Here is a 25926-nt window from a genome sequence, read left to right on the forward strand (position 1 = left end):
CGCACAGAACGCCGCCGTCGCCGCTCAGCAGACCGACGAAGAAGGCCAGAGCGCCAAGCGCGTGGTCGCGGGCAGCATCAAACAGATTCATGCGCTGGTCGACGACATCCGCAACAGCGGCGTGTCGCTGGACAGCCTGCAGCAGGACGTCAGTTCGATCGTCGGCGTGCTTGGGGTGATCCGTTCGATTGCCGAGCAGACCAACCTGCTGGCGCTCAACGCCGCGATCGAAGCGGCGCGCGCCGGTGAGGCCGGTCGTGGCTTTGCGGTGGTTGCGGACGAAGTACGCGCACTGGCCAGCCGCACGCAGATCAGCACCCAGGAAATCCAGGGCATGATCGACCGCTTGCAGGCCGGCACGCAGCAGGCGGTCGAAGCGATGCGCCGTTCCAGCGAGGCCGGCGACGGCACTTCGCAGCAAGCCAATCAGGCTGGCGCATCGCTGGACGCCATGGCGCAGTTGATCGCGACGATCAACTCGATGAACGCGCAGATCGCCAGCGCAGCGGAAGAGCAGACGGCGGTGGCCGAAGAGATCAACCGCAGCGTGCATCAGATTGCGGTGGCGGTGGACAGCGTCGCCGATGAAACGCAACTGGGCGCGCAAACGTCGCGCAGTCTGGCGGAGCTGGGGCAGCGGTTGGGCAAGCTGGTCGGGCAGTTCCGTATCTGATGGCCTGAAAAGCCCCTCACCCTAGCCCTCTCCCAGAGGGAGAGGGAACCGATTGGGGAATATTGGGGGATTACGCCGACCTGAAAGTCCTGCTTTGAATCCATAATCGACGCGGTTTTTCAGGTCGATGCAGTAGGTGGGACACCTCGGTCGGTTCCCTCTCCCTCAGGGAGAGGGCTAGGGTGAGGGGGCTCTTGATCTTCAGGCTCTGTCCCAATAGGGAATCTCGCCAAAGCACTCGACAAAAAAATCAATCACCGTCCTCACCTTCACCGACAACCGTCGGCTCCCCGGCCACAGCACGGCGATCTGCTGCGGTTCCAGGCTGTTCGACACCTGATATTCCCCCAGCACCGGCACCAGTGTGCCTTCGCGCACCGCTTCGCCAATCAGCCACGACGGAAACATCACCAGCCCGAGGCCTTGCTGAGCGGCCTGGGTCAGGGTGTCGGCGTGGTTGCCGGTGATCGGGCCTCTGACCGTGTATGGCGTCCAGTCCTCGCCGTCGCGGCGGAAAAACCAACGCTGCTGACCGGCCGCGCCTTTGTAGGCCAGGCACTGATGTTGCGCGAGTTCGTCCGGGTGCTGCGGTGTGCCGTGGCGTTTGAGGTAGGCCGGGCTGGCGGCGACCTGAAAACGGTGCGGCGCCACAATGCGTGCCTGCATGCTCGAATCGTGCAGCGCGCCGATGCGAAACAGCAGGTCGGCGCCTTCCTGTAGCGGGTCGACGTAATGGTCGGTTTGCTGGATATCCAGTTGCAGCTTCGGATAGCGCGCGCAGAGCTCGCCCAGCCAGGGCGTCAGATGGCGTTGGCCGAACACCACCGGGGCGTTGATGCGCACCAGTCCGGTGGGTTCGCTTTGCTGTTCCTGCAACGCCTGCTCGGCTTCTTCCAATTGCACCAGCAGCAACCGCGCATGGTGACCGAGCGTGCGCCCGGCTTCAGTCGGCGTGACGGCGCGGGTGTGGCGGTAGAGCAATTGCTGGTTCAGCGCCTGTTCCATCAACTGGATCTGCCGCGAAATGGAGGAGGGCGCGACCCCTTCGCGGCGGGCGACTTCGGAGAAACTGCCGTGGTCGAGGACCGCCACAAACAGCCTTAACGCTTTGAATCCGAGTTCGTTGAGCCCGTGCATGCCGTGTCTCGCTGTGCGTGTTGCGCAAAAGTGTTGTCCGGATGCTCCCATTTATCGCACAGCGGCGCCAGCCGATAATCCGCGCCATTGTTCTTGAGCGTGGAAGGTTATGTATGCAGACGTTGAATGAAGGGGTGGTTGCTGCACCGCTAAAAAGATCGGTGTTGCGTCTGCTGTTGCTGCCGCTGGTGATTCTCGCTGGTATGGGCTTGTCGGTCGAGGCTGGTTTGCTCGGGCCGCTGGGTGAGCAGGTCGGGCATTTGTGGGCGACGTTGAGCATCTTCGGTGTGGGTTCGGCAATTCTGTTTTTGCTCTTGCTGTTCGCCGGCCCACAGAAAGGTCCGGCGCTGACCGAACTGCCGCGCTGGCAATTGATCGGTGGTTTTCTCGGGCCGATCTACGTGGTGGTGCTGACGCTGGCGACGCCGCACATCGGCATTGCCATGACGATGATTGCGATTTTGTCCGGTCAGGTCGGCAAGAGTGTGCTGATCGACCATTTCGGCTGGTTCGGCGCGACGCGCAAGAAGGTCAACGGCGAGCGCTGGCTGGCGTTGGGCTTGATTGTGGTGGCTTTGGTTCTGATTGCGCGGGTGTGAATGATGGGTCTGGTGATTTTGTTGGCGGTGGTGGTATTGGCCGGAGCGGTGTTGAGTGTGCAGGCCGCGATCAATGGTCGTCTGGGTGAAACGGTGGGGGTGCTGCGTAGCAGTCTGCTGACCTTTGCGGTGGGCGCGGTGGTGACCGGGTTGTTGATTCTGTTTTTCGAGCCGGCGCAGGCGGTAAGTCTGCTTGAGGTGCCGAAGTGGCAGTTGACCGGGGCGCTGTTTGGTGTGGTGTACATGATGGTGATGGTTGGCGCGGTGCCGGTGGTCGGGACGGCTGTGGCGACGGTGGCGGTGATTGTCGGGCAGTTGGGGATGGGGATGTTGATCGACAATTTCGGCTGGTTGGGGAATCCGGCGATCGGCTTGTCTGCGAGTCGGATGTTGGCGATGGTGTGTCTGGCGGTGGCTTTGGTGTTTATGTATCGGAGTTCGCGGCAGGCGCAGTGATTTTATTTGTTTGACTGTGTACATATCCGTTGCTGCGGGTGTTGCTGATTACGGTTCCGCTCTTACAGCGGGTCACTTTTTCAGACGCCAAAAAGTAACCAAAAGGCTTGGCCCCGGCGTTCGGCCCGCTCGCTGGGGCTCGGGGTTCCTTCGCTGCGGGATCGATCCCTCCACTCAGCCTGCCGATGGGGCCGGCACGGCAAGATCAAGGGCGGTACTCGAGCTTGCGCTCATTGTGTTGAGTGGTTAGGAGCGGGTGGTGTCTGGCTTTGGTTTTGTGCCGGGATTCGCCCCTCACCCCAGCCCTCTCCCGAGGGAGAGGGAGCCGACCGAGTTGTTTCGCGTTATACAGCGAACTGAAAGACCTTATCGATTATGGATTCGGTGACGCACGATCAGGTCGGTGTACTTTTGAAGCACTCCCCAATCAGTCCCCTCTCCCTTTGGGAGAGGGCTAGGGTGAGGGGCTTTTGATGTCATGTGCAGGTCTGTGCAGCGCGATGTCGTTCTGGTGGGAGCGAGCCTGCTCGCGAAAGCCATCTCTGCGTCGCCCAATCTCTCAACAGTTGGTCAGCCTGCAACACCACCTTCTACACTGTCCCTTACGGCTTACCACTCAAGCCTCAGACAACCACCACGCAAGGAGTCTGTCCCATGTCCGATAAAAAATGCGACTGCCCGGGCTGCAACTGCACGATCAAAGAAGGCGAACATTCCTACGCTGTACACGGTAAACACTATTGCTGCGAGGCTTGCGCTCATCACCACAAACACGGTGAAGAATGTGCGATGAAGGGCTGCGGTTGCGCTCATCCGAAATAAGCGGGGCAAAAAAAGTGGAGCCTAATCAGGCTCCACTTCCATTTTCAGACTGTCGTCTTCCTGTCGTTCAAAGTGCCTCACCGTACCTTGCAGTGTTCGCCCTTCGACCTTGACCACCACAACCTTGGCTTGGTGGAGGTCTTCCGGTACCGGTGCCTGGACGCACAAGGTGAAGCGGTAAGGGTCATCCGCGACCGTTTCCAGTGCGACTGCGCAATTCACCGTTTTGGTGATCTGGCCGAAGAAGGTGGTCAGGCCGTAGTCCAGTCGGGCCGGGTGATAAGTGTCGGTCATCGGTCGATTCCCCCTGTCGATTGCCAAGCCTGCGGTGGAGGCGGTGGGGTCAGTTGGTCTGGCGCCAGGTGACGTTTTCCAGACCGAATTTTTCTGCCATCGGTTTGCTGGTTTTTTGCACTTTCTCGCGGCCGAAGCGCGGGATGCGACCCACGCCCGCGTCGCAGCTTGCCCAATGCCAGGCTTCGGCGTTGTCCATTTTGTCCGAGCGGATAATGAACGACTTGGGGGTGCCATGCAGTGTGTAGTCGATGACGTAAAGTTTTGCGTTGTTCATAAAGCCCGAATTCCTCCCTGTGGTATTAAACGGATCGCGCTGTGCCGGGAAAATTCATTCGGATTGTCCGACGGTATCTATCGTTGGCGAGGGCGCGGCGTGCTGGTTACCATGGCGGCTTCGCCAACCCCTGTGAACGCTCGCCATGGCCCTCGCCGCGCCCCCTGATCTGACCGACACCGATGTGCCCGTGCAACCGCTGGCGCGAACCTATGCGCGTGGTTTGTTCATCGAGCCGCACGAGCATGTCTGGGGGCAGTTGCTGTATGCGATGAGCGGGGTGATGTGGGTGGAAACCCCGCACGAAGCGCTGGTGGTGCCGCCGCAGCGGGCGGTGTGGTTGCCGCCGGGGGTGCCGCACGGGATTCGTGTGGTGTCGGATTTGCAGATGCGCAATATCTACCTGCGCCCGGCGCTGGCGGCGACCCTGGATACGACGGTGCAGGTGATTGAAGTCGGTGGTTTGCTGCGCGAGTTGATCGTCGGGCTGGTGGCGCAGGGCGATGACGGCGAGGCTGAGTATTACGATGCACTGGTCGGGCTGGCGTTGCTGGAGCTGCGCCGGGCCAGGCGTTCGCAGTTGAAGATTCCACTGCCGGACGAGTCCGACCGGCGTCTGATGAATCTGTGTCAGGCGGTGATGGCCGCGCCGTCGCTGGAGATCCCGTTCGAGCAGCATGCGCAGAACGCCGGGGCCAGCGTGCGCACCCTGGCGCGGTTGTTCAAGGACAGCCTCGGCATGGGCTTCGCCGAATGGCGACGGCAGGTGCAGTTGGCGACGGCGGTGGCGGCGTTGATTCAAGGCGTGGCGGTGAGCGTCATTGCTCGCGAACTGGGTTATTCACCGAGCAGTTTCAGCGACATGTTTCGCCGGGAGCTGGGGGTGGCGCCTTCGCAATTTGCTGTGTAGGAAAAATGTCTGACTTGTGAGATGCCTGTGGGAGCTGGCTTGCCAGCGATGGCGGCTTGGCACTCAACGGATATGTTGACTGACCCACCGCTATCGCTGGCAAGCCAGCTCCCACAAGGATCTTTTGAATTGGATTTTTTGTCCGAAATTCAGAAGTCCTTGGCCGATACCGCTCCGGCTCATTCCCTAGACTCTGCCCATCACTTATCGCGGCGGAGTTCCTTTCATGAACTACCTCATTTCTCTGGCCATTGGCCTGGGCGTCGGCCTGCTTTACGGCGCGCTCGATTTCCGTTCTCCCGCACCACCGGCCATCGCGCTGGTCGGTCTGCTCGGCATGTTGGCCGGTGAGCAGTTGTGGCCGTTGGGCCGGCAACTGGTCGCTGGCTGGTTGTCCTGAATTTCCCTTTTTCTTTTCGGTGGATGTGCCCATGAAAGCGTTGCAATTCGATCAGACCGGCGACCTGTCTTCCCTGCGTTTCGTCGACGTTCCGACCCCGGTGCCCGGCGCCGATGAAGTGCTGGTGCAGATCAAGGCTGCCGGCCTCAACCCCAGCGATGTGAAAAACGTCCTTGGGCGTTTTCCTTACACCACACTGCCACGGGTTCCGGGGCGGGATTTTGCCGGGGTGGTGGTCGAGGGGCCGCAAGCACTGATCGGTCAGGAAGTCTGGGGTACCGGGCGCGAGCTGGGCTTCTTCGCCGACGGCGCCCATGCGCAATTCGTCAAACTGCCGGCCAGTGGCGTGGCGCACAAACCGGCGCATTTGAGTTTTGCTCAGGCGGCTAGCCTTGGCGTGCCGTACACCACGGCGTGGGATGCGCTGGAACGCAGCCTGGTCAGCGCCGACACGCGCTTGCTGGTGATCGGCGGCGGGGCAGTGGCAACCGCGGCTTTGGCCCTGGCAAAAGTGCGCGGCGCGCAATTGCTGGCGGCGGCGCGCCGGCCCGAGCAGGTCGCGGATCTGCAGCAGCAGGGCTATCAGACGATTCAACTGGATAAGCCAGAAGACCTCGGTGCCCAGGTCAACGCGGTGTATCGCGGTGGCGCCGATGTGATCTTCGACACCACCGGTTTCTGGCTGCCCGCCTCGGTGGCGGCACTGGCCACCTTCGGCCGCATCGCCATCATCGCCGCACCGGTCGACGGCCATGTGCAATTGCCGGCGCTGGCGCTGTATCGCAAGGGCGGCTCGGTGGTCGGGATCAATTCGTTGTTGTACGGCGTTGAGGCGTGCGCGGCGATGCTCGAGCAGTTCGGGCGCTTCTTCGATGAGGATCGCTTGCCGCTGCCGCAGGGCTTGGTGGAGGTGCCGCTGGCTGAAGGGCTGGCGCGCTATGAAGAGGTCAATCAGGGTGGCGGCGACAAGATCATCTTGCTGCCCTGACTCACGCAAATCCCTGTGGGAGCGAGCCTGCTCGCGATGACGGTAGATTAGTTAAACGGTCGGCGACTGACACACCGCTTTCGCGAGCAGGCTCGCTCTCACAGGGGAAAGGCATAGGATTCGGGATCATTTCCGTAGGATCCCGGGCGTTTCTCTGTGGGCCACGTCCTTTTCGCTCGCAGACCGGCAAAACAGGGAAACCTCTGACTTCACCCATTGCAGTGCACCGTTGCACAGTCCCGTCTTTCAATCAGACACAGGGACAGGTGGATGCGCATCGCTGGCAGGCCCGTTGTTTTCACTCTCGAGATAGAAGGCGTTGCCCACGATCTTCAAGTGTTCGGTTTTCGCACCCGGGAAGTGCTCAACCAGACCTATGAACTGGATCTCGAGCTGGTCAGCGAGCGGCCCGATGTGGATCTGGAAGGCTTGCTGCATCGGCCGGCCTTTCTCTGTTTCGGTGCCGACGGTAGCGGCATGCACGGGCTGATCTATCGGGTCGGCCAGGGTGATTGCGGTGTTCGGCTGAGCCGTTACCAGATCACCCTGGCGCCACATCTTGCCTACCTCGCGCATCGGCGCAATCAGCGGATTTTCCAGAACCTGAGCGTGCCGCAGATCATCGCCAATGTGTTGAGCGATCACGGTATGCAGGCCGATGCCTGGCATTTTCAGCTCAGCGCCGAGTACCCGGCGCGGGTGTATTGCGTGCAATATCAGGAATCCGATCTGCACTTCATCCAGAGGCTGTGCGAAGAGGAGGGTCTGCACTTTCACTTCCGTCACCGCCGTGAGGCGCACCTGTTGGTGTTCGGCGACGATCAAACGGCGTTCCTCAAACACGACGTGACGACGCGCTATTTGCAGGGCAACGGCCTGGTTGCCGATGCGCCGGTTATCGACCAGTTCACTGTGCGCCTGGAGCCACGCTCCAACCTCGTCGAGCGCCGCGACTATCACTTCGAAAAGCCCGCAGTGCAGTTGGACGCCAAGGTCAGTGCAGCGCGGGTTCCGCTGCTGGAAGATTATGAGTTTCCCGGGCAGTTCACCCATCGCGAGCGCGGCAAGCACCTCAGCCAGCGTGCGCTGGAGCGCCATGGTGCCGACTATCGTCTGGCTAACGGGCGCAGCAATCAGGCGCTGATGCGCGGTGGCAGTTTCATGACCATGGCGGATTACTCGCGCGCCGACTGCAACGATTTATGGTTGCTGACCGAGGTCGAGCACATCGGCAAACAGCCGCAAGTGCTCGAGGAAGCGTTCACCGAGCAGGCTGACGCAGATGGTTTCAGTCAGGGCTATCGCAACCATTTCGTCGCGACGCCGTGGGACGTGGTGTTTCGCCCGCAGCTCAGGCATGTCAAACCGCGCGTCAGCGGCAGTCAGTTGGCAGTGGTGACCGGCCCGCCCGGCGAAGAAATCTACAGCGATGCCTACGGCCGCGTGAAAGTGCAAATGCTCTGGGATCGCGACGGCCAGCGCGATGAACAGTCAAGTTGCTGGCTGCGCGTGGCCACTGCCTGGGCACATGACCGCTACGGCAGCGTGCAGATTCCTCGCGTCGGTATGGAAGTGCTAGTGGGGTTCACCGATGGCGATCCGGACAAACCGCATGTGCTCGCCTGCCTGCCCAACGCCGAAACCCCGGTGCCACTGGACCTGCCGGCGCAACAGACGCGTAGCATCTGGCGCAGCCAGAGCAGTCCCGGTGGCGGTGGTTACAACGAACTGCGCATCGAGGACCGGCAAGGTGCGGAAGAAATCTCCATCAGGGCGCAGCGCGACTTGGTGCAGCACGTGCTCAATGACTTGCGTGTGCAGATCGACAACCTGCACAGCCAAGTGATTGGCGGCGTCTCCAGCCTTGAGTTGCGCGACGAAGAACATCATCTGACCCATGGCAATCGCCTGACTGAACTCAAGCAGAACGATCATCTGTGGGTGCAGGGCGAGCAGCATGTGCGGGTCGCCAGCCAGCGCGTCAGTGCCGCGCAGCAGCTGCATTTCGGCGCGGGCGAGCAGGTGGTTTTCAACAGCGGCCTGCAGATCACTCTGGCTGCTGGCGGGCATTGGCTTACGGTCGGCGCCGCCGGCATTTTCAGCAGTGTGCCGGTGGTGCAGGGCGGGGCGCCGACGGTGTGTCTGCCAGCGGAACCGTTGCTACCGGGGGCCGCGCCGTTGCTCAAGGCGACGTTCGATGCCGTGCAGCAACGGCATGCGCTGCTGACCACGCGGACCTCGCGTTGCCTGATCTGCGAGGCAGCCCAGGCATGAGCCTTTTGACGGATTGGCCCGAAGGTTTGCCGTGGGCTGAGCAGCAGGCGTTTGTGCTGCTCGACGGTGCGACGATCGCGGATTTGCCGGCGCAACTGCGAAGGCTCGATCCCGCCGCCAACGCTTTTGCGCTGTACGACCAGCCACCGTTTTCGGCCCTGCGTGACGTCTCGCCGCTGCTGGTGGCGCTCGCTGACGCTGACGATCCGGTGGCGCGGTTTTATCGCCAGCACGCCCAACAGGAATGGGGCGTGCTGTTGTTCAGCGCCGCGCCGGCGCATGAAATTGTCGCGCACTTGCGCCAGTTGCTGATCATCGAGTTGCCGGTCGGCTCGCCGGTGTTGTTGCGCCTGGCGGATGCCGCCGTAGCGCAGGCGCTGTTTGCCAGCGGCGATGCGAGTCTGTTCGGGCCGCTGGGGTGCGTGGTCACGGCGGATGGCGCGCGGGGAGTCTGGCACTGTCAGCGACCTCGGCACGGGCAGGGTGGGGCGCTGGTGGCGCCGTATCGGTTGAGTGCCGAGCAGGATGCCGCGCTGGATCGGGTGGATCGGCGGCGGGTGTTGCTACAAGTCGATGCGTATTTGCTTGAATATTTTCCCCGGTTTCATACCGGGGAAACCATCGCTGAACGTTGGATGCTTCTGGAACAAATCGAGGCAAAAGCCAGCGCGCTCGGCCTGAGCAGCCAATCGGAATGGCTTTACTTCGCCAACCTTGTCGCGTCTCTCAATGGTGCTGATCCGGATCAGCATCCGCAGATCCAGCATTTGCTGCACGAGCCCTCCCTGCAACCGATCGGTGAGCGCTTGACGCTGGCCGTTTCAATGGCCCGCCAATGGGCGTCTGAAAGAGTCCGACCATGAACCATCCCGCCGACCTTGCGGCAGCCGCCGCGTCCAAAGCCCCGATCATCGGCCCCGCCGCCTGCCCCTTGCGCAACACCCACGTGCAACTGCTGCCCCTCGCGTACGGCCTGGTGGAAAAACCCTTCGACCCCAGCACCGAAATCACGCTGCCGTACACTCTGACCACGCGCCCCATGGGCATCCGCCGCCTGCGCGACGGCTGGCTGTACATCGTCGACAGTCTCAGCGGCGAGCTCTACGAATACCGCGTGCTTGAAGGCGTCATCAGCGCATTGCTGCATCGCGGCAAAAGCGTCAGCGAGGATCAGCGCAGCGCCATCGAAGAACGTCCGGCGTTGATCTTTTCGCGCAAAAGCACCCTTTACGTGACCTTTGCCGACGTGCAGTTGAGCGCGGCGAAATGCCGACAGGTGCTGGACAGCGCGGAGGAACGCGAGCACTTCATGCAGGCCGTCGATCTCGGCCCGGTGCATTGTCTGATCGGGGGCGAGCATCTGCTTACCGTGGCCCAGGCCAAACAGTGGCTGGCGGAAGTGGCCTGCACAGCGAAACCGCTGGCCGAGGCCGACGCCACGCGGATGCCGACGGTGCAGGTCAGCGACGCGCCGGAGCACGAACGCGAACCCTATCTGTGGGAAAACCCGCGACGTTTTCGCGAGGCGCATATCGGCGAATTTCTCGGGCGGGTGCGCGGACCTTATCAGGACGACACGCTGTTTCTGCTGGTCAACGACGACCTCGGGGTGATGCGTGATCTGGCTGATTATCAGGACCTGGTGGTCGGCTGGATCGAGCAGTGGAGCAACACCGACAACAACGAGCGCGACTATCTGCTGGCCAGCTACATCGAGTCGCTGAGCCAGTTGGGCGCTCAGGATTTCGACACCCTGGCCAAGGCCAGCGACGATCCGCGCGCCCAGGCATTGTTTGCTGAACTGGAGCAATTGCCCGAGCCGGATCGGGGAAAATACCCGGCAGGCGCTGCTCGACTATTTGAACAAGGGTGGTGAGGTCGAGCCAGTTGCAGTCGAAGCCACGCCTGAGTTGCAACAGCTTCGCGAAAAGGCATTGGACGAGTCACTGGCGCTGAACCGCTTCGACGGCGTTGCCCCGGATTTCACCGCGCACGCTCGCGTCACCGCCGAGGCGGACCGACGCTTTTACACCCGCGAATATTTTTCTGAAGTCGCCCCGGCCGACTTCGTCGAGCGCCACCTGAGCGCACTGGTCGAGCTCGGCAAGGATCAGAACCGGCGCATGAAAGACGTGCTCGACGGCCCGCTGCTCAGCGGCAAACGCGGCATCAATGACCTGATCGACCGCCCGGCCATGGACGAGGTGCTGAACAGTCATCGCGACAACCTCGGACGCTGGAATCGCCTGCTCGAACGCATCACCGCCGATCGCGCGCAACTGCTGTGCGCCGGGCGTTTCCATCGCTCGGCGTGGTATTTCGACGGCCAAGCGCAGATCGATCAGGCGCTCGCCAGCGAATACGCCTGTCTCAAGGACATCGGCCGCAGCGACGCGGCCAACGAGCAAATGCTCGATTACCTCGAACAACACCCGCAACTGACCCGCCCGTTGTTCTACACCTTGTCGCTGCGTTTGCAGACCGAACAGGCCGGGCAATATTCAACGCTGTTCAACGCCGGCATGGCGATGTTCAACAACCTGCCGGACTGGCTGGCCAAGTTGCAGAGCATCGAGCAGCCGCAGCTGCCCGCGCTGGACGACCTGCCCGCACACAGCCGAGTCCTCGCCGATGCCGTTCAAGACACCTACAGCCCGGCGCTGAACCTCGGCCTGAGCCGGGCGCTGGAAGGTTTTGATCTTGCCGGCGAGAAAATTCCCGACCTCGACGAACTGTTCCAGCGCCTGCCCAAAGCCCTGCGCCTGCGCGTGTTCGACGCCGCGCGAACCAGCGGCGTGACCTTCACCGTATCCACCCCGGCGGAACAAGCGGCGCTGCAAGCCACGATCAAGGAAGTGCTGCGCGAACGCGACTACCTGAAAACCCTCAACCGCGAACGCAACCAGCTCACCCACAATAAAAACCGCCAAGGCCACAAAACCGCCCGGGCGATGGAATTGCAGGAAGAAATCGTCCGCGTGCGCACGCAATTGGCGCTGTTCGAAGGCCGCCTCGCGGCGGCGTTGAGCCCGATTGATGAACTGCCGGATCGCTCGGCACGGCTGTATGGCGCCACAGCGGCGAAAGCGGGATTGACGGTGGTGTTTCCGCCGGCGCAGCACGGGGAATTGCGTGGGTTGTTGGAGAACATTCGCGCGGGGGTGGCGGGGGTTTCGAAGGCGAGTCTGGTGCGGACGGAGGGGATGGGATTGTTGGTGGTGTTGGTGCAGGTGGTGAATTTGGTGGGGGTTTATCGGGAGCTGCGCAGGCAGGCTGTAAATGAAAGAGTGTGGACCTCGTTGATGAATTCAGTCGCTGCAACGGGAGCGGCGGGATTTAGTGCCGCACAAAGTCTTGCTGATACGGCGTTAAAAGTTCGCTGCGCTTCTCTAGTGGCAAGCGTTCAGCTCCATGCCTTGCAGACCGTGCACGTGCAGATGGGGAAATTGCATGTGGGATTGGGTTTTTTTACATATTTGTCAGGGTTGGCTTCTTCTACGAACAGTTTTGTCACGCAGCGCAAAAACTGGGAACAGGCGGTTCGCAGTGGAAATCATTCGGCGCAAAGCGCAGCTGCATTGGCGACGATGGGAGCTGGTGGCATGACATCAACTACTAGCTATGGTTTGACCAACACTGTCCACTCCACATTCAAGGTATTGAAGGCGTCAAGTAATGCCGCTCGAAGAGCTGCTTGGGCCGCTGCTGGCACACGTTTATCCACCGTCTTTTTCCGCTTCAATCTCGCTGGAGCACTTTTTACCGTTCTAGAGCTGGGCGGCAGCTGGCTGTACAGCCGCTACAACATCAGTGCTCACGATAAATGGTTGAAAATCACACCGTGGAGTAGGGATAGCGAGATGCGTGGCGACCACTCACTTGATGACTATCAAAGTTATCTGGCTTTTTTAATTCACGCACCTTACGCGCAGATTGGCCCAAATCTGTACGACTCTTGGCTGAAGGATCTGTTATTCAAAGCCAAACCCAGCGATATTCACTTAGCATTGCCGACCCTAACGCTGAATGATCTGCTGCCTCCGTTTGGCGGCAACCCAACCTCCCGTTTAGGTATCGGCGCGCACCGCATTTCAATTCCGCTGCACAGTCGAGGAGCACCACGAGAGCAGCGAGATGTCATTAGTGACGAGATTTTAAGCAGCCTGCGCATCGTGAAGTCCAGCCCAGAAGGACTGATACTTTGTCTCCAGTATCCAGCGGGCCTCGGGTCGGAATTTGTTCCCGCGAAAGAAACGCTGGAATTGGCTGTGTGCGTTCAGACATTGAATGAAAAAGGTGAATGGGCATCTCGAACTCGCGTCATTCACCTAGATCCGCGTGGTGAGGGTCATTTTGGGGTTGTTACTCCCCAACAGGTCAAAGAAAAACCTCCAGTTTTGCTGGTTGAGGCTCACCTGTTAGAAAGAGCTGACCATGCTGAATAATCACGATGATCCATTAACAATTCGCCCGCTTCAACAGCCTAGAAAGGCCGGTGACATTGAGGCGTTTCCGAGCGGAAAAATTACCTATCTCGCGCCCTTGCCATTACCAACATCAATGCCAGCTTACGGTCCGCATATTGGTGAACTGAATGACGTTTATATGGATTTCGGTTTAGGGACACTGGAGGTTTTTTCTTGGCAAGTCATTTTAGGCGGACCATTCAGCGGCACATTAATGATCGCGTTTCTATATCCACTGATGGGAGGGTTTATAGGACTTCTGTTCGGTGATAGCTGGGAGTTCATTAAAGAAGTCATTGAGGGTATTTTTTTGCTATTTACAAATTGGCGTTCTCAACGGGTTTAATTGCCTTGTTTATTGGCCTAGGCGTCTGGCACCACCACCACAAAAAACGCCTCTCCCTAATTCCAACCCGCTTCAACCGTCAACGCCGCGAAGTCTGCTTCATGCCCGAAGGCGCCACCGAACCTGTCTTCGTCCCATGGGAATCGCTGTCCGCCTGGATCATAGAAGCCAAGGGCGCCACCCAGTTCGGCATCCACCGCCAATACGGCATGGGCATCGGTTTCTACCAAGGTGAAACCCTCATAAGCCAGGAATTCCAATGCGCCGGCCTGGAGCTCGCGATCAGCCATTGGGAAGCGATTCGCGGTTACATGGAGTACGAAGTCAACGACCTCAAATCGATTCAGGACCTGCAAGACCTGCAAGGCCCGGACGACCCACCCCACGAAGGGCTGCATACTTTCCGTAACGCTCGCACGCGGATGCATCAGCAGATCCGTGAAGGCCGCCGCTCGCGGCTGTCGGGGTTCTTTTGGTACCTGTATCACGTCATGACTTTATGGACGATTCCCAACCGTCTGGTCGAATGGGAAGTGCGCCGTCTGGAAAGAATCGGCAAGCAGGCGCTGCCGGAAGTCATGCGTGCCTGGTCCGAGCCGCTGCCGAAGGAGCAATGGGCCAAGCCCAGTGAAGAGTTGTTGCGACTGAGTGAACAAGTGCGGCGGATGCACAAGCGCCAGCCGCATCGGCCGATTACGCAGATTTTTGCTGAGGTTTGCAGGCGGGGCTGACTGGGCGGTGCAGGCAGGTTCGATTGCCTTCGCGAGCGGGCTCGCTCCCACAGGAGACCACGCTACAAATGTGGGAGCGAGCCCGCTCGCGAAGGCGCCGCTAGGTCAGCACAAAAATCTGCGCTCTCGCGCTCTGCTAGAATCCGCCCCATTCATTGCCAGAGACTCTCCCATGAGCGAGCCGATTCGTCTGACCCAATACAGCCATGGCGCCGGTTGTGGCTGCAAGATTTCCCCGCAGGTGCTGGAAGTGATCCTCGCCGGCAGCGGCGCACAGAACCTTGATCCAAAACTCTGGGTCGGCAACGCATCGCGCGATGACGCGGCGGTGTATGCGATCGATGCCGAGCGCGGTGTGGTGTCGACCACCGATTTCTTCATGCCGATTGTCGATGACCCGTTCGACTTCGGCCGCATCGCCGCAACCAACGCGATCAGCGACATCTACGCGATGGGCGGCGATCCGTTGATGGCGATCGCGATCCTCGGTTGGCCGGTGAATGTGCTGGCGCCGGAGGTGGCGCGGGAAGTGATTCGTGGTGGTCGCTCGGTGTGCGACGCGGCGGGCATTCCGTTGGCGGGGGGCATTCGATCGATGCGCCGGAGCCGATCTTCGGCCTCGCCGTCACCGGCCTCGTGGAAAAGCGCCACATGAAACGCAACGACACCGCTACCGCCGGTTGCCTGTTGTACCTGACCAAACCGTTGGGCATCGGCATCCTCACTACCGCCGAAAAGAAGGGCAAGTTGCGCGCCGCCGACGTCGGTGTCGCCCGCGACTGGATGTGCACCCTGAACAAGCCTGGCAGCCGCTTCGGCAAACTCGCCGGCGTTACGGCGATGACCGACGTCACCGGTTTCGGCCTGCTCGGGCATCTGGTGGAAATGGCCGACGGCAGCCAGTTGACCGCGCGCATCGCCTATGACCGCGTGCCGCGTCTGGACAGCGTCGAGTACTACCTCGATCAGGGCTGCGTGCCGGGCGGTACGCTGCGCAACTTCGACAGCTATTCGAGCAAGGTTGGCCGCGTGCAGGAGTTGCACAAACGCGTGCTGTGCGATCCGCAGACCAGCGGCGGTCTGCTGATTGCGGTCACGCCTGAAGGTAATGACGAGTTCCTCGGCGTCGCCGCCGAACTGGGCCTGAGCCTTGCGCCGATCGGCGAACTGGTTGAGCGACAGACGAACGCGGTCGAGGTGATTTGATGCTCCGCGACTGCACCGACTACCGCGACATTTTCCTCAACGACCGGCCAATGATGGATGTCCGCGCGCCGGTTGAATTTTCCCACGGCGCGTTCCCGGGTGTGATCAATCTGCCGCTGATGAACGACCGTGAGCGCGAACAGGTCGGCACCTGTTACAAACAGCACGGGCAGCAAGCCGCGATTGCACTGGGTGAGCGGCTGGTGTCGGCCGAGGTTCGGGAGGCACGCATTCAGGGCTGGGTCGAATTCGCCCGTAACCACCCCGACGGCTATCTCTATTGTTTCCGCGGTGGCCTGCGTTCACAGATCGTCCAGCAATGGATCAAGGACGAGGGTGGCATCGATTACCCGCGTGTGGGCGGTGGCTACAAGGCCATGCGCACGTTCCTCCTGGAAACCGTCGATCAGGCTGTGGCCGAATGCGATCTGGTTCTGCTCGGTGGCATGACCGGTACTGGCAAGACCGAAGTGCTGGTGCAGTTGAGCAATGGTCTGGATCTTGAAGGCCATGCCAATCACCGCGGTTCGAGTTTCGGCAAGCGCGCCACCGGGCAACCGGGCAACATCGATTTCGAAAATCGCCTGGCTGTCGATGTGCTGAAAAAGCGCGCCCGCGGGATCGGGCAATTTGTCCTGGAAGATGAGAGTCGGGTGGTCGGCAGCTGTGCCTTGCCGTTGCCGCTGTACCGGGGCATGCAAGCGGCACCGCTGGTCTGGCTTGAAGACAGCCTCGAGAATCGGGTAGAGCGAATCCTGCAGGATTACGTGATTGACCTGCACGCCGAGTTCGTCGCCTTGCATGGCGAGCAGGTGGGTTTCGCCCTATATGCCGAGCGATTGATTGCCAGCCTGAACAATATTCAGCGTCGCCTGGGTGGCGAGCGCTATCAACGACTGTACGGTCAGATGGAGGCGGCACTGGCCGAACAGGCCCGTAGCGGTTCGGTCGAGCTGTTTCGCGATTGGACAAGCGTGTTGCTGCGCGAGTACTACGACCCGATGTATGTATTCCAGCGCGAGAAGAAGGGCGGGCGGATCGAGTTTGCCGGGGAGCGTCAGGCGGTGATCGAGTATTTGCGCGAGCGGGTGAGCCAGAAGGCTTGAGGTGCAAGCAACTGGCCTCTTCGCGAGCAGGCTCGCTCCCACAGTTGAAATGCGTTCCCCTGTGGGAGCGAGCCTGCTCGCGAAGACGCAAGATCGGGCGCTACAAAAATCAGGTCGGGCAAGTGTCCTTGCCGTTATCCAGTCCCTGTTTGTAGATGTGGCTCTGCAAACTGGCCTTGCCGTTGTGCCACTTCAGGGTCAGCACATACAGCGAATCGAAGTCATCGCCGGCCCAGTCATCGGTGATGTTCTGTCGCTCGCCCACTGCGTTGCCGGCGACCTTGTTGATCAGATCCGGCAGATAACCGTGGGACCAGGCGGTGTAGATCGTCGAGTTGTGATACTTCTCGTCCAGCAGCTCGCGGGCCAGATCGCTGGTGTCGTTGGCAGAGAATTCGATGTTCACCGGCAGGCCGAGCTTGATCGCGGCCGGGCTGATGGTCATCAGCGGACGAATGTAGCTGTAGGAATTATCCAGCTCGCCTTCCTCGACGTTGCGCGTCGGGTTGGCGGCGAATACGTAATCGGCCTTGCCGAATTTTTCCGGCAGCAGCGTCGACAGGTCGATAGCGCGGTTCAGGCCCTGGCAGTTGAGCTGGCCGAGGCCGCCTTCGGGTTTTTCCGCATGGCGCAGGAACACCAGCGTCTGTGTGCCGTCCGCCGGTTGGGCGCGGCTTTCGCTGGATTCGAGGGACAGAAAAAGCGCGCTGACTGCCAGCAGGGAGGGCAGGGCCACGTACGCGCGATGTTTGAAACGTTTGGCGAAACTCATCAGGTTCGTCATCAATTCGAGGGTTCTTCAGCAAAATCGGTTAAGGCTGACAAACCTTGGCACCGCGGGCTCCCAGCACCGGGTGTTTCCCTGTCATAAACAGCTTCCTCTGCGAGAAAGGCATAACTCAGAGTCCTGTAATGCCCGTTTGGTTCGATCCGGGCCAGTGCGCAGCACTCTAACGGCAACCTTTGCGGGCATGCAGGCAGGTTAGCGACAGGATGTTACGGTTCGTGTAGGCGCAGCGGCAGGCCTACTTTATGATCGGTTTTCAATTTGTGACTGGATGCTTCCAATGACCGATCTGTCTGCATTCCCGATTACTCAGAAATGGCCGGCGCAGTACCCGGACTGGATTCAGCTCTACTCCCTGCCGACTCCCAACGGCGTCAAAGTGTCGATCATGCTCGAAGAGATCGGCCTGCCGTACGAGCCGCACCGCGTCGGTTTCGACACCAACGACCAGACCTCGGCGGAATTTCTCTCGCTGAACCCGAACAACAAGATCCCGGCGATCCTCGACCCGCATGGCCCGGAAGATAAACCCCTGCCGTTGTTCGAATCCGGCGCGATCCTGATTTATCTGGCCGACAAGAGCGGCCAGTTGCTCGCTCAGGAAGGCGCGCTGCGCTACGAGACCATCCAATGGCTGATGTGGCAGATGGGCGGCATCGGCCCGATGTTCGGCCAGCTCGGTTTCTTCAACAAATTCGCCGGCAAGGATTACGAGGACAAGCGTCCACGCGATCGGTATGTCGAGGAGAGCAAACGCCTGCTGAATGTGCTCAACACTCGCCTCGAAGGCCGCGACTGGATCATGGGCGAGCGCTACACCATCGCCGACATCGCCACGTTCCCGTGGGTGCGCAATCTGCTCGGGTTTTATGAGGCCGGGGATCTGGTCGGCATTCAGAATTTCCCCAATGTCACCCGAGTGCTGGAGCGGTTTCTAGCTCGCCCGGCCGTCATTCGTGGCCTGACCATCCCGTCCTGACTTTCAGTTGTACACATGCCCCCTGTGGGAGCTGGCTTGCCAGCGATGAAGCCAGCACAGTCAACCTCATTGGTGACTGACCTGCCGCCATCGCTGGCAAGCCAGCTCCCACAGGAATTTGAAATGTACATGCAGGATTATTACAAGCCCGGTAACGCTCTCTTGATTGATCCAGGTTTGTCCCGCACCCGCCGCAAGGCATAAGCTTCGCCCCCTACGACTTTCGTCTCATCCGCTGTTTTCAGGAAAGGCCCCATGTCCAGTCAGTTCCCCGAAGCACGTCCCCGCCGTCTGCGCCGCAATGCGAGCCTGCGCAGTCTGTTCCAGGAAACCGAGTTCAGCCTGAACGATCTGGTCCTGCCAATCTTCGTCGAGGAAGACATCGACGACTTCGTGCCGATCACCAGCATGCCCGGCGTGCAGCGCATCCCCGAGCGTAAACTGGCCAGTGAAATCGAGCGCTATGCCCGCGCCGGCATCAAGTCGGTGATGACCTTTGGCGTGTCCCATCATCTCGATGCCAACGGCAGCGACACCTGGCGCGAAGACGGTCTGGTGTCGCGCATGTCGCGCATTGCCAAGGACGCCGTGCCGGAAATGATCGTGATGTCCGACACCTGCTTCTGCGAATACACCGATCACGGCCATTGCGGCGTGATGCACAACCACGAGGTCGACAACGACCAGACTCTGATCAATCTCGGCAAGCAAGCCGTAGCGGCCGCCCGCGCCGGGGCTGACGTGATTGCGCCGTCGGCGGCGATGGACGGCCAGGTGCGCGCGATTCGCCAGGCGCTCGACGCTGCCGGCTTCACGCAGATTCCGATCATGGCCTACTCGACCAAATTCGCTTCGGCACTCTACGGCCCGTTCCGCGAGGCCGGCGGCAGCGCGCTCAAGGGCGATCGCAAAAGCTATCAGATGAACCCGATGAACCGCCGCGAAGCCCTGCGCGAATCGCTGCTCGATGAGCAGGAAGGTGCCGATGCGCTGATGGTCAAACCGGCCGGCGCCTACCTCGACATCATCCGCGACATTCGCCAGGCCTCGAACCTGCCATTGGCGGCGTATCAGGTCAGCGGTGAATACGCGATGATCAAGTTCGGCGCCCAGGCTGGGGCGATCGATGAGGATCGCGTGGTCCGCGAAAGCCTTGGCGCAATCAAGCGTGCCGGGGCGGATCTGATCTTCACTTACTTTGCGATGGATCTGGCGTTGGCCGGGATCTAAGCCGCACTTCGTACCCTTGTGGGAGCGAGCCTGCTCGCGAAGCGTCCGGTCAAGCACCACAAAAACCAGAAAGGCCCCGCAACCGTGAAGCTGCGGGGCCTTTTTTACGACGCAATGACGCTTAGAAGTCGATCGTCCCCGACAACTTCGCCACTCGCGGTTCGCCCTGGGTCAGGTAGCCGCCCTGAGCCGATTCCCAGTACTTCTTGTTCGCCAGGTTCTCAACACCGAACCGCACGGTCACATCCTTCTCCGACACCTTGAACGCATAACGCGCGCCTGCATCGAAGCGGTTCCACGTCGGCAGGCTGAGGTTGTTTGCTGCGTCGGCGTATTGTCCGCCGGTGCGCAGCATCCGCGCGTTCAGCGCAACGCCTTGCAGGCCCGGCACGTCCCAATCCACGCCAGCGTTGAACTGGAAGGTCGGCACGCCGATGGCGTGGTTACCGTCGTTGGCGCCGTTGAGGGTGTTTTTCAGTTCGGTGTCCATCAGGGTCAGGCCGCTGATCAGGCGCAGGCCGTCGATCGGCTCGCCGAACACGTTCATCTCCACGCCTTTGTTGATCTGCTCGCCTTCGCGCACGTAGGTGCAGGTGGTGGCGCTGTTGATTTCGCAGTAGCCGTCGCTTGGCTGTTCGATGCGATAAACACCGAGGCTCGCGCCATAGGTGCCCATGTCGACTTTCACGCCCAGTTCGGTCTGCTTGGAGCGTTTCGGTGCGTAGACTTCGTTGCCGTTGGTGACACGGAAACCGCCGGAGCTGGTCGGCGAAGTCGGCCCTTGGGCCAGGCCTTCGATATGGTTGGCGTAGAACGACACATGCTCCCACGGCTTGAACACGATGCCGTACACCGGAGTGGTGATCGATTCGTCGTAGCTCGACGAACGCGGGCCGCTGCCGTAGCTGGCGTAGCTGTAACCCTGCACCACCAGTTGCTGGCGACGCAGACCGGCGGTGACCAGCAGGCGATCGTCGAAGAACCCGAGGGTGTCGGAAATCGCCACGCTGCGGTTGAAGGTCTTGCCGACGATGCCCGGATCGTTGAGATCGCCGCCAGAAAAGTTGCCGACCGGTGCCGGCGGGGTGATCGGGTGATAGATGTTGTTGGAGTAACGGGTCAGGTCGAAGTCATAAGCGCTGCGCTGCTCGGCCCAGATCCCGGTCAGGCCGAAATTCAGCTTGTGGCTGACTGGCCCGGTGTTGAATTTGCCGTTGAGGCCGGCCATGACGCTGGTGTTGTCCTCATCGTGGGGGACGAACGAGCCGGTGGTGAACGAGGCGCCGCTGTTGCCGACCAGCGTGGTCGAGTTATAGCGCCCGACTTCACGGGTGTGCTTGGCGCCACCGGCGGCGTAGGCGGTCCAGTTGTCGTTGAGGTCGTACTCGGCGCGGAGCATGCCGAAGGTGTCTTCGATGTCGGTGTAACCCCATTTCGGCGCGTAGTTGGTGTCCGCCGATGGCGCGTCCGGGATGTGCGTGGCGGTGCCGAGGTTGACCGAGCTGCGACCACCGTTGACGCGTTCCTTCTGATAGGCAAAGTCACCGGAAACCCGCAGCGCATCGCCTCGATAATCCAGACCGATGGCGAACAGTTTCGAGCGCTGGTTCTCGTGATCGATGCCGGTGTCGCCCTCGCGTTGCGACAGGTTGACCCGCGCGCCGAAGCGGTTGTCTTCACCGAAACGCTGGCCGATATCGAAGTGATGACCGATGCGGCCTTCGCTGTTGATGTCGGTGGTGTAACGACGCAGCGGCACGTCGCCGGCCCGCTTGGGTTGCAGGTTGACGCCGCCGCCGATGCCGGAACCGGTCGGGGTCACGCCGTTGATGAAAGCGTTGGGGCCTTTGAACACTTCCACGCGCTCCAGCGCATCGGTGGAAATAATCTGCCGGGGCAATACGCCGTACAGGCCGTTATAGGAAATATCATCGCCATTGAGCGGCAGGCCGCGAATCATGAAGACCTGCGCCTGGTTGGAGAAGCCCGAGGCCTGGCGCACGGAAGAATCGTTGAGCAGCACGTCGGCGACGTTTTCCGCCTGCTGATCCTGGATCAATTGCTCGGTGTAGGACGCCGCACTGAAGGGCACGTCCATCATGTCCTGATTGCCGAGCACGCCCAACTGGCCGCCGCGCGCAACCTGACCGCCAGCGTAGACCGGGGGCAGGGCGTTGGGTGTCGGGGCTTGGGCATTGACGTTGACGTCGTCGAGCACCAGCTCTTTGCTGTTTTGTTCAGCGGCGTGGGCGGTAACGGTCAGGGAGCACAGCAGGGCAAGCAAAGTCGGGCGAAATGGAGCGCCGAGTCGAGCTGAAGCGGGCATGTCGGATCCTGGAGGCGAGCGGCCAAAGAAAAATAAGGGCGGCGCGGAACTCCTTGCGCTAATGCGACTCCAGGCGCGAATGATAGGGTTTCGCAGTAACGTTTTGCAATCAGTTTGTCATCAGCGTGTAGGAGCTGCCGAAGGCTGCGATCTTTTGATTTTGATCTTGATCTGATCTGCAAAAAGCAAGATCAAAAGATCGCAGCCTGCGGCAGCTCCTACGGGGGTTGTGTATGGTGTTGTGGCTAATTTGATTGGATGGAGCAACATGCGATTACTCATTACTCTCGGCGCCGTGCTACTGCTCGCCGGTTGCGCCAGCCAGCGCAGCAACGAACCGGCGCCGCGTCCGCCGGCCGAAGTGAAGGCTGAAATCGTTCGGCTGTTGCCGGCGAAAACTGCCGACCGTCAGGGCTGGGCCACGGACATCTACGCCGCGTTCGCCGCGCAAGGCATCAACACCACCACGCAGAATCTGTGTTCGGTACTGGCCGTGGCCGAGCAGGAATCGACTTTCCAGGCCGACCCGACGGTGTCCGGGCTGGGCAAGATCGCCCGCGACGAAATCGACCGCCGCGCCGCCAAGGTGCACATCCCCAGCCTACTGGTCAGCGGCGCTCTGCAAGTGCGCTCGCCCAACGGCAAGACCTACAGCGAGCGTCTGAATGCGGCGCGCAGTGAAAAGGAACTGAGCGCGATTTTCGACGACTTCATCGGCATGGTGCCGATGGGCCGCACGCTGTTCGGCGGCTTCAACCCGGTGCACACCGGCGGGCCGATGCAGGTCAGCATCGAATTCGCCGAGGAGCACGCCAAGGATTACCCGTACCCGGTGGACGGCACGATCCGTCGTGAAGTGTTCAGCCGGCGCGGCGGCATGTATTTCGGCATCGCCCATTTGCTCGGTTACCCGGTGAATTACCGCGAGCCGTTGTATCGTTTCGCCGATTTCAACGCCGGCTGGTACGCCAGTCGCAATGCCGCGTTTCAGAATGCGGTCAGCCGCGCGTCCGGCATCCCCCTGACCCTGGACGGCGACCTGATTCGCTACGACTCGATCATGCCCGGCAGTACCGAACTGGCGGTGCGCACCCTCGGCAAGTCGCTGGGCATGCGCAACCCGACGATTCGCGATCAACTGGAGAAGGGCAAAACCCTGGAATTCGAAGAGACCAGACTCTATCAACGCGTGTTCGAACTGGCGGAGCGGGCCGAAGGCAAGGCGTTACCGCGCGCGGTATTGCCGGGGATTGTGCTGCAGAGTCCGAAGATCACCCGCAAACTCACCACTGCCTGGTTCGCCAAGCGCGTGGACGAGCGTTACAAGCGCTGCATGGCGAAGGCCGGATAAAACACGCAGACATAAAAAACCCGGCTGCGGGAGCCGGGTTTCTCTGCGGTGTTGCGCTTGCAGTGATGCATCAGGCAACACGGCGTTCGATCAGACGATCCGAGCCACCTTCAGCAACGCGGCGTTCGATCAGACGATCCGAACCACCTTCGGCAACGCGGCGCTCGATCAGACGATCAGAGCCACCTTCGGCAACGCGGCGTTCGATCAGACGATCCGAACCACCTTCGGCAACGCGGCGTTCGATCAGACGATCCGAACCACCTTCGGCAACGCGGCGCTCGATCAGACGATCAGAGCCACCTTCGGCAACGCGGCGTTCGATCAGACGATCGGAACCACCTTCGGCAACGCGGCGTTCGATCAGACGATCCGAACCGCCTTCAGCCAGACGGCTTTCGATCAGTTTGTCCGAGCCGCCTTCGGCGATCATGGTGTGCGCCGGGGTGGCGGCGAAAGCGTTAACTGCGAAAACCGAGAAAGCAATGCTGAGAAGAGTCTGGCGTTTCATGATGGTGTGCTCCGGGGTGTTGTTGGTTGGTATGGAGCTGATGTTACGCCCGGAATTTTTTATGAGAACTTCATTGCCGTGATGGTGAACATCGACGTCGATGATGGTTGCGGACAACCGCGTAGCAGAGCCTCAGAGCACCTTCACCGCACGCCCGATCGCCTGAATCGGCCCGGTCGGTTTGCCGATCGGTGAGCCATTGGCGCCTTCCAGCGTCAGCTCAAACAGCTGGTTCGGTTGCAGCGGCGGCAACTTGTCCAGCGGCACCGACAACGCTTGCCCCGGTTTGACCAGTCCCAATGACACCGGCCCCGACCAGCCGTCAGCCTTGGTCCAGAACTCCAGCGCCTTGTCCGCCGGCACCTCGACCACCCCCAGCGGAATCAACTGGATCTCCCGCGCATTGCTCGCCTGAATCACCCAGCCCGGCGCCTTGTCCTGCGGCGCCACCAGCACCACCAGATAACTCGGTTTCGGCGCAGTCTGGGTCAGTAGCATCGCGCCCAGAATCAGCGTCGCAGCCAGGCCCGCCGCACTCAGGCCACGCCACAGTGGCAGCAGATTCCACCACGAGGTCAGCGGCTTCTTCACCGTAAGCCGTTCGAGACTGCGCTCGATACGTGACCATAACTGCGCCGAGGGTTGCTGAGGTTCGGCCAGATCGGTCAGCTCCAGCAGACGTCGCTCCCATGCGTCGACTGCCGCGCGCAACTCAGGATCGTTCGGCAGCCGCCGTTGCACCTCGATGCGCTGCTCGAACGACAAGGTGCCGAGCACGTATTCGCCGGCCAGTTCATCCCGTTCCTGCGCTGATTCGCCGGTCATCCCATGCACTCCCGCAAAGCATTGAGGCTGCGCTTGATCCACGCTTTGACCGTGCCCAGCGGCGTGCCGAGGCGCGCGGAAATCTGCGCGTGGCTGTAACCGTCGACGTAGGCATGGAGGATGCAGCTGCGCCGCTGCGGTTCCAGTTGTTCGAGGCAGCGATGAATGCGCGCCGAGTGAATATCGGCCAGCTCATCAGGCGCCGCTGCCTCATGTTCTTCGCTGAACGGCGTTTCCCGACTTTGCTTGCGCAACTGATTCAAGGCAAGGTGCCGGGTCACGCTGAACATCCAGCCCCGCGCCGAGCCGCGCGCCGGGTCGAACCCGGCCGCGCCGTGCCAGATCTTGATGAATGCCTCATGCACAATGTCCTCCGCCAGCGCCGTATCGCGCACCAGCCGCTTGGCCACGCCGAGCAGGCGCGGGCCTTCCTGCACATACAAATCGCGCAAAGCCGCGCGCTCGCCCCGGGCACAGGCGGCGAGGCGGGCTTCGTAATCGAAAACGGATTCGGGTAAAGGCATGGGGTGCAATCTAGCTCACATTTCCCAAACATCCAGACGCATGGTTCCCTGTGGGAGCGAGCCTGCTCGCGAAAGCGGTGGGTCAGAAAGTAATAAGGCGACTGACACTCCGTCTTTGCGAGCAGGCTCGCTCCCACAGGATTGTGCACTGCTTCCGGATATCAGTTCGCCGCCCAGAAAATATAATCCGCCTGGTACTTCACCACTTCCTGCTTGCCCTTGTTCGCCATGGTGCACTCACTGCCCGGCGCGACGCCGCCCTTGAGCGCAACACGCTGGATATAGCTGACCCCGGTCATCGCGCCTTTGCCCTCGGCCGGATTGGCCTTGACCAGTTGATAAGGCAGGTTGCCCGGGCTCGACGGTGCCACGGCGAGTTGCGTGCCGGTGACTTTCGAACCGTCCTTGGCTTGCCAGGTCGCTGGCGGGCCGAAATAGGTGCCGACCTGTTTGCCGCTGCGATCATTGAGCACCGCTTTCGGGCCGACAAAGGTCCACTCGGTCTGCCCGGCCATATTGGGTTTGTCGCGGCATTCGTAGGTGATCTCGCCAACCCCGGTGGTTTCCAGGGCAATCTTGTGCCCGTCCGGCACCTTGATCGCGTCGGGATAACTGCTCTGGGCGAAGGTGGTCGCGGTGAAGGCGAGCAAACCGGTGAAGCCAATCAGCTGGGTGATGTTCATCCGATGATTCTCCGAAAAGGGTAGG

Annotated in this window: 25 protein-coding genes and 2 pseudogenes; 18 read left to right on the forward strand and 9 right to left on the reverse strand. The window is 60.9% G+C overall.

What is annotated here, in order from left to right:
• Nucleotides 1-79 precede the first annotated feature (79 nt).
• A pseudogene (locus ACZZ0K_RS06630) lies at nucleotides 80-673 on the forward strand (methyl-accepting chemotaxis protein); the annotation flags it as partial.
• Nucleotides 674-874: 201 nt separating this feature from the next.
• Here the strand turns inward: ACZZ0K_RS06630 and ACZZ0K_RS06635 are convergent.
• The gene (locus ACZZ0K_RS06635; RefSeq protein WP_258706965.1) at nucleotides 875-1810 is read right to left on the reverse strand and encodes a LysR family transcriptional regulator; all 936 of its coding nucleotides are present in this window, start codon (nucleotides 1808-1810) and stop codon (nucleotides 875-877) included.
• 113 nt (nucleotides 1811-1923) lie between these two features.
• Between ACZZ0K_RS06635 and ACZZ0K_RS06640 the strand changes: the two genes are divergently transcribed.
• From ACZZ0K_RS06640 to ACZZ0K_RS06650, 3 genes are all read left to right on the forward strand, one after another.
• The gene (locus ACZZ0K_RS06640) at nucleotides 1924-2409 is read left to right on the forward strand and encodes a DMT family transporter (RefSeq protein WP_258706964.1); all 486 of its coding nucleotides are present in this window, start codon (nucleotides 1924-1926) and stop codon (nucleotides 2407-2409) included.
• A 3-nt stretch (nucleotides 2410-2412) separates the two neighbouring features.
• Nucleotides 2413-2865, forward strand: a complete 453-nt coding sequence (locus tag ACZZ0K_RS06645; protein WP_243243397.1) for a DMT family transporter — start codon at nucleotides 2413-2415, stop codon at nucleotides 2863-2865.
• Between the two features lie 654 nt (nucleotides 2866-3519).
• The gene (locus ACZZ0K_RS06650; RefSeq protein ID WP_016775405.1) at nucleotides 3520-3687 is read left to right on the forward strand and encodes a metallothionein; all 168 of its coding nucleotides are present in this window, start codon (nucleotides 3520-3522) and stop codon (nucleotides 3685-3687) included.
• A 21-nt stretch (nucleotides 3688-3708) separates the two neighbouring features.
• Here ACZZ0K_RS06650 and ACZZ0K_RS06655 read toward each other — a convergent pair whose 3' ends face one another.
• The gene (locus ACZZ0K_RS06655; protein WP_071172989.1) at nucleotides 3709-3981 is read right to left on the reverse strand and encodes a hypothetical protein; all 273 of its coding nucleotides are present in this window, start codon (nucleotides 3979-3981) and stop codon (nucleotides 3709-3711) included.
• 49 nt (nucleotides 3982-4030) lie between these two features.
• Nucleotides 4031-4258 carry a DUF6555 family protein gene (locus tag ACZZ0K_RS06660; protein ID WP_016775403.1) on the reverse strand — a complete coding sequence of 76 codons (228 nt, stop codon included), beginning with the start codon at nucleotides 4256-4258 and terminating at the stop codon, nucleotides 4031-4033.
• 145 nt (nucleotides 4259-4403) lie between these two features.
• On the opposite strand from ACZZ0K_RS06660, the gene ACZZ0K_RS06665 reads away from it, so the two are divergent.
• The 11 genes and pseudogenes from ACZZ0K_RS06665 (at nucleotide 4404) to mnmH (ending at nucleotide 16685) form a co-directional block, all read left to right on the forward strand.
• Nucleotides 4404-5168, forward strand: coding sequence for an AraC family transcriptional regulator (locus ACZZ0K_RS06665; RefSeq protein ID WP_258706963.1), 765 nt, complete (start codon nucleotides 4404-4406; stop codon nucleotides 5166-5168).
• Nucleotides 5169-5394: 226 nt separating this feature from the next.
• Nucleotides 5395-5568 carry a DUF1427 family protein gene (locus ACZZ0K_RS06670; RefSeq protein WP_073471384.1) on the forward strand — a complete coding sequence of 58 codons (174 nt, stop codon included), beginning with the start codon at nucleotides 5395-5397 and terminating at the stop codon, nucleotides 5566-5568.
• A gap of 31 nt (nucleotides 5569-5599) precedes the next feature.
• On the forward strand, nucleotides 5600-6556 hold the full coding sequence (locus ACZZ0K_RS06675; RefSeq protein ID WP_073471383.1) for a quinone oxidoreductase family protein: 957 nt from the start codon (nucleotides 5600-5602) through the stop codon (nucleotides 6554-6556).
• 270 nt (nucleotides 6557-6826) lie between these two features.
• Nucleotides 6827-8830: a type VI secretion system tip protein TssI/VgrG gene (gene tssI, locus ACZZ0K_RS06680; RefSeq protein ID WP_258706962.1), complete on the forward strand. Its 2004-nt coding sequence runs from the start codon at nucleotides 6827-6829 to the stop codon at nucleotides 8828-8830.
• Entirely contained in the window at nucleotides 8827-9693 is an 867-nt protein-coding gene (locus ACZZ0K_RS06685) for a DUF4123 domain-containing protein (protein WP_243243400.1), read from the forward strand. The genes tssI and ACZZ0K_RS06685 overlap by 4 nt, the downstream gene beginning before the upstream one ends.
• Nucleotides 9690-10706 carry a toxin VasX gene (locus ACZZ0K_RS06690; RefSeq protein WP_463559023.1) on the forward strand — a complete coding sequence of 339 codons (1017 nt, stop codon included), beginning with the start codon at nucleotides 9690-9692 and terminating at the stop codon, nucleotides 10704-10706. The genes ACZZ0K_RS06685 and ACZZ0K_RS06690 overlap by 4 nt, the downstream gene beginning before the upstream one ends.
• Nucleotides 10624-13275 carry a toxin VasX gene (locus ACZZ0K_RS06695; protein WP_463559024.1) on the forward strand — a complete coding sequence of 884 codons (2652 nt, stop codon included), beginning with the start codon at nucleotides 10624-10626 and terminating at the stop codon, nucleotides 13273-13275. Before ACZZ0K_RS06690 ends, ACZZ0K_RS06695 begins: the two co-directional genes overlap by 83 nt.
• A complete protein-coding gene (locus tag ACZZ0K_RS06700; protein WP_463559025.1) occupies nucleotides 13265-13642 on the forward strand; it encodes a hypothetical protein in 378 nt (125 codons plus the stop codon). The genes ACZZ0K_RS06695 and ACZZ0K_RS06700 overlap by 11 nt, the downstream gene beginning before the upstream one ends.
• A 101-nt stretch (nucleotides 13643-13743) precedes the next feature.
• Entirely contained in the window at nucleotides 13744-14373 is a 630-nt protein-coding gene (locus ACZZ0K_RS06705; RefSeq protein WP_463559026.1) for a hypothetical protein, read from the forward strand.
• 172 nt (nucleotides 14374-14545) lie between these two features.
• A pseudogene (gene selD, locus ACZZ0K_RS06710) lies at nucleotides 14546-15579 on the forward strand (selenide, water dikinase SelD).
• On the forward strand, nucleotides 15579-16685 hold the full coding sequence (gene mnmH / locus ACZZ0K_RS06715; protein ID WP_150741210.1) for a tRNA 2-selenouridine(34) synthase MnmH: 1107 nt from the start codon (nucleotides 15579-15581) through the stop codon (nucleotides 16683-16685). Before selD ends, mnmH begins: the two are co-directional and overlap by 1 nt.
• Nucleotides 16686-16794: 109 nt before the next feature.
• Here the strand turns inward: mnmH and ACZZ0K_RS06720 are convergent, their stop codons facing one another.
• A complete protein-coding gene (locus ACZZ0K_RS06720; protein ID WP_252876612.1) occupies nucleotides 16795-17469 on the reverse strand; it encodes a histidine phosphatase family protein in 675 nt (224 codons plus the stop codon).
• A 283-nt stretch (nucleotides 17470-17752) separates the two neighbouring features.
• Between ACZZ0K_RS06720 and ACZZ0K_RS06725 the strand changes: the two genes are divergently transcribed.
• Both ACZZ0K_RS06725 and hemB read left to right on the forward strand, forming a co-directional pair.
• Nucleotides 17753-18451, forward strand: a complete 699-nt coding sequence (locus tag ACZZ0K_RS06725; RefSeq protein WP_122611212.1) for a glutathione binding-like protein — start codon at nucleotides 17753-17755, stop codon at nucleotides 18449-18451.
• A gap of 255 nt (nucleotides 18452-18706) precedes the next feature.
• On the forward strand, nucleotides 18707-19681 hold the full coding sequence (gene hemB, locus ACZZ0K_RS06730; RefSeq protein ID WP_016775388.1) for a porphobilinogen synthase: 975 nt from the start codon (nucleotides 18707-18709) through the stop codon (nucleotides 19679-19681).
• Nucleotides 19682-19802: 121 nt separating this feature from the next.
• Here the strand turns inward: hemB and ACZZ0K_RS06735 are convergent, their stop codons facing one another.
• Nucleotides 19803-22007, reverse strand: a complete 2205-nt coding sequence (locus ACZZ0K_RS06735) for a TonB-dependent receptor (RefSeq protein ID WP_095182137.1) — start codon at nucleotides 22005-22007, stop codon at nucleotides 19803-19805.
• A gap of 268 nt (nucleotides 22008-22275) precedes the next feature.
• Between ACZZ0K_RS06735 and ACZZ0K_RS06740 the strand changes: the two genes are divergently transcribed.
• Complete coding sequence (locus tag ACZZ0K_RS06740; protein ID WP_258706958.1) at nucleotides 22276-23358, forward strand: DUF1615 domain-containing protein; 1083 nt, start codon at nucleotides 22276-22278, stop codon at nucleotides 23356-23358.
• Nucleotides 23359-23428: 70 nt separating this feature from the next.
• Here the strand turns inward: ACZZ0K_RS06740 and ACZZ0K_RS06745 are convergent, their stop codons facing one another.
• The 4 genes from ACZZ0K_RS06745 to ACZZ0K_RS06760 all read right to left on the reverse strand — a co-directional run bounded on the left by ACZZ0K_RS06745 (nucleotide 23429) and on the right by ACZZ0K_RS06760 (nucleotide 25901).
• Nucleotides 23429-23869, reverse strand: coding sequence for a phage infection protein (locus ACZZ0K_RS06745; protein WP_071172976.1), 441 nt, complete (start codon nucleotides 23867-23869; stop codon nucleotides 23429-23431).
• A gap of 132 nt (nucleotides 23870-24001) precedes the next feature.
• Nucleotides 24002-24694, reverse strand: coding sequence for an anti-sigma factor (locus tag ACZZ0K_RS06750; protein WP_252867914.1), 693 nt, complete (start codon nucleotides 24692-24694; stop codon nucleotides 24002-24004).
• Nucleotides 24691-25218, reverse strand: coding sequence for a sigma-70 family RNA polymerase sigma factor (locus tag ACZZ0K_RS06755; RefSeq protein WP_252878565.1), 528 nt, complete (start codon nucleotides 25216-25218; stop codon nucleotides 24691-24693). Before ACZZ0K_RS06755 ends, ACZZ0K_RS06750 begins: the two co-directional genes overlap by 4 nt.
• Nucleotides 25219-25379: 161 nt before the next feature.
• Nucleotides 25380-25901, reverse strand: coding sequence for a DUF3455 domain-containing protein (locus ACZZ0K_RS06760; protein ID WP_016775383.1), 522 nt, complete (start codon nucleotides 25899-25901; stop codon nucleotides 25380-25382).
• Nucleotides 25902-25926: the final 25 nt, after the last annotated feature.

Source organism: Pseudomonas sp. AC255 (assembly GCF_979258175.1).

Excerpts from the sequence above, each read along its gene's own strand:
- ACZZ0K_RS06755 (WP_252878565.1), bottom strand. The coding sequence starts at position 25,218 with ATGCCTTTACCCGAATCCGTTTTCGATTACGAAGCCCGCCTCGCCGCC.
- ACZZ0K_RS06675 (WP_073471383.1), top strand. The coding sequence starts at position 5,600 with ATGAAAGCGTTGCAATTCGATCAGACCGGCGACCTGTCTTCCCTGCGT.
- ACZZ0K_RS06645 (WP_243243397.1), top strand. The coding sequence starts at position 2,413 with ATGGGTCTGGTGATTTTGTTGGCGGTGGTGGTATTGGCCGGAGCGGTG.
- ACZZ0K_RS06665 (WP_258706963.1), top strand. The coding sequence starts at position 4,404 with ATGGCCCTCGCCGCGCCCCCTGATCTGACCGACACCGATGTGCCCGTG.
- ACZZ0K_RS06655 (WP_071172989.1), bottom strand. The coding sequence starts at position 3,981 with ATGACCGACACTTATCACCCGGCCCGACTGGACTACGGCCTGACCACC.
- hemB (WP_016775388.1), top strand. The coding sequence starts at position 18,707 with ATGTCCAGTCAGTTCCCCGAAGCACGTCCCCGCCGTCTGCGCCGCAAT.
- ACZZ0K_RS06740 (WP_258706958.1), top strand. The coding sequence starts at position 22,276 with ATGCGATTACTCATTACTCTCGGCGCCGTGCTACTGCTCGCCGGTTGC.
- ACZZ0K_RS06725 (WP_122611212.1), top strand. The coding sequence starts at position 17,753 with ATGACCGATCTGTCTGCATTCCCGATTACTCAGAAATGGCCGGCGCAG.
- ACZZ0K_RS06670 (WP_073471384.1), top strand. The coding sequence starts at position 5,395 with ATGAACTACCTCATTTCTCTGGCCATTGGCCTGGGCGTCGGCCTGCTT.
- ACZZ0K_RS06635 (WP_258706965.1), bottom strand. The coding sequence starts at position 1,810 with ATGCACGGGCTCAACGAACTCGGATTCAAAGCGTTAAGGCTGTTTGTG.
- ACZZ0K_RS06735 (WP_095182137.1), bottom strand. The coding sequence starts at position 22,007 with ATGCCCGCTTCAGCTCGACTCGGCGCTCCATTTCGCCCGACTTTGCTT.
- ACZZ0K_RS06650 (WP_016775405.1), top strand. The coding sequence starts at position 3,520 with ATGTCCGATAAAAAATGCGACTGCCCGGGCTGCAACTGCACGATCAAA.
- ACZZ0K_RS06660 (WP_016775403.1), bottom strand. The coding sequence starts at position 4,258 with ATGAACAACGCAAAACTTTACGTCATCGACTACACACTGCATGGCACC.
- ACZZ0K_RS06760 (WP_016775383.1), bottom strand. The coding sequence starts at position 25,901 with ATGAACATCACCCAGCTGATTGGCTTCACCGGTTTGCTCGCCTTCACC.
- ACZZ0K_RS06745 (WP_071172976.1), bottom strand. The coding sequence starts at position 23,869 with ATGAAACGCCAGACTCTTCTCAGCATTGCTTTCTCGGTTTTCGCAGTT.
- ACZZ0K_RS06705 (WP_463559026.1), top strand. The coding sequence starts at position 13,744 with ATGCCCGAAGGCGCCACCGAACCTGTCTTCGTCCCATGGGAATCGCTG.
- ACZZ0K_RS06690 (WP_463559023.1), top strand. The coding sequence starts at position 9,690 with ATGAACCATCCCGCCGACCTTGCGGCAGCCGCCGCGTCCAAAGCCCCG.
- ACZZ0K_RS06750 (WP_252867914.1), bottom strand. The coding sequence starts at position 24,694 with ATGACCGGCGAATCAGCGCAGGAACGGGATGAACTGGCCGGCGAATAC.
- tssI (WP_258706962.1), top strand. The coding sequence starts at position 6,827 with ATGCGCATCGCTGGCAGGCCCGTTGTTTTCACTCTCGAGATAGAAGGC.
- mnmH (WP_150741210.1), top strand. The coding sequence starts at position 15,579 with ATGCTCCGCGACTGCACCGACTACCGCGACATTTTCCTCAACGACCGG.
- ACZZ0K_RS06685 (WP_243243400.1), top strand. The coding sequence starts at position 8,827 with ATGAGCCTTTTGACGGATTGGCCCGAAGGTTTGCCGTGGGCTGAGCAG.
- ACZZ0K_RS06720 (WP_252876612.1), bottom strand. The coding sequence starts at position 17,469 with ATGACGAACCTGATGAGTTTCGCCAAACGTTTCAAACATCGCGCGTAC.
- ACZZ0K_RS06700 (WP_463559025.1), top strand. The coding sequence starts at position 13,265 with ATGCTGAATAATCACGATGATCCATTAACAATTCGCCCGCTTCAACAG.
- ACZZ0K_RS06640 (WP_258706964.1), top strand. The coding sequence starts at position 1,924 with ATGCAGACGTTGAATGAAGGGGTGGTTGCTGCACCGCTAAAAAGATCG.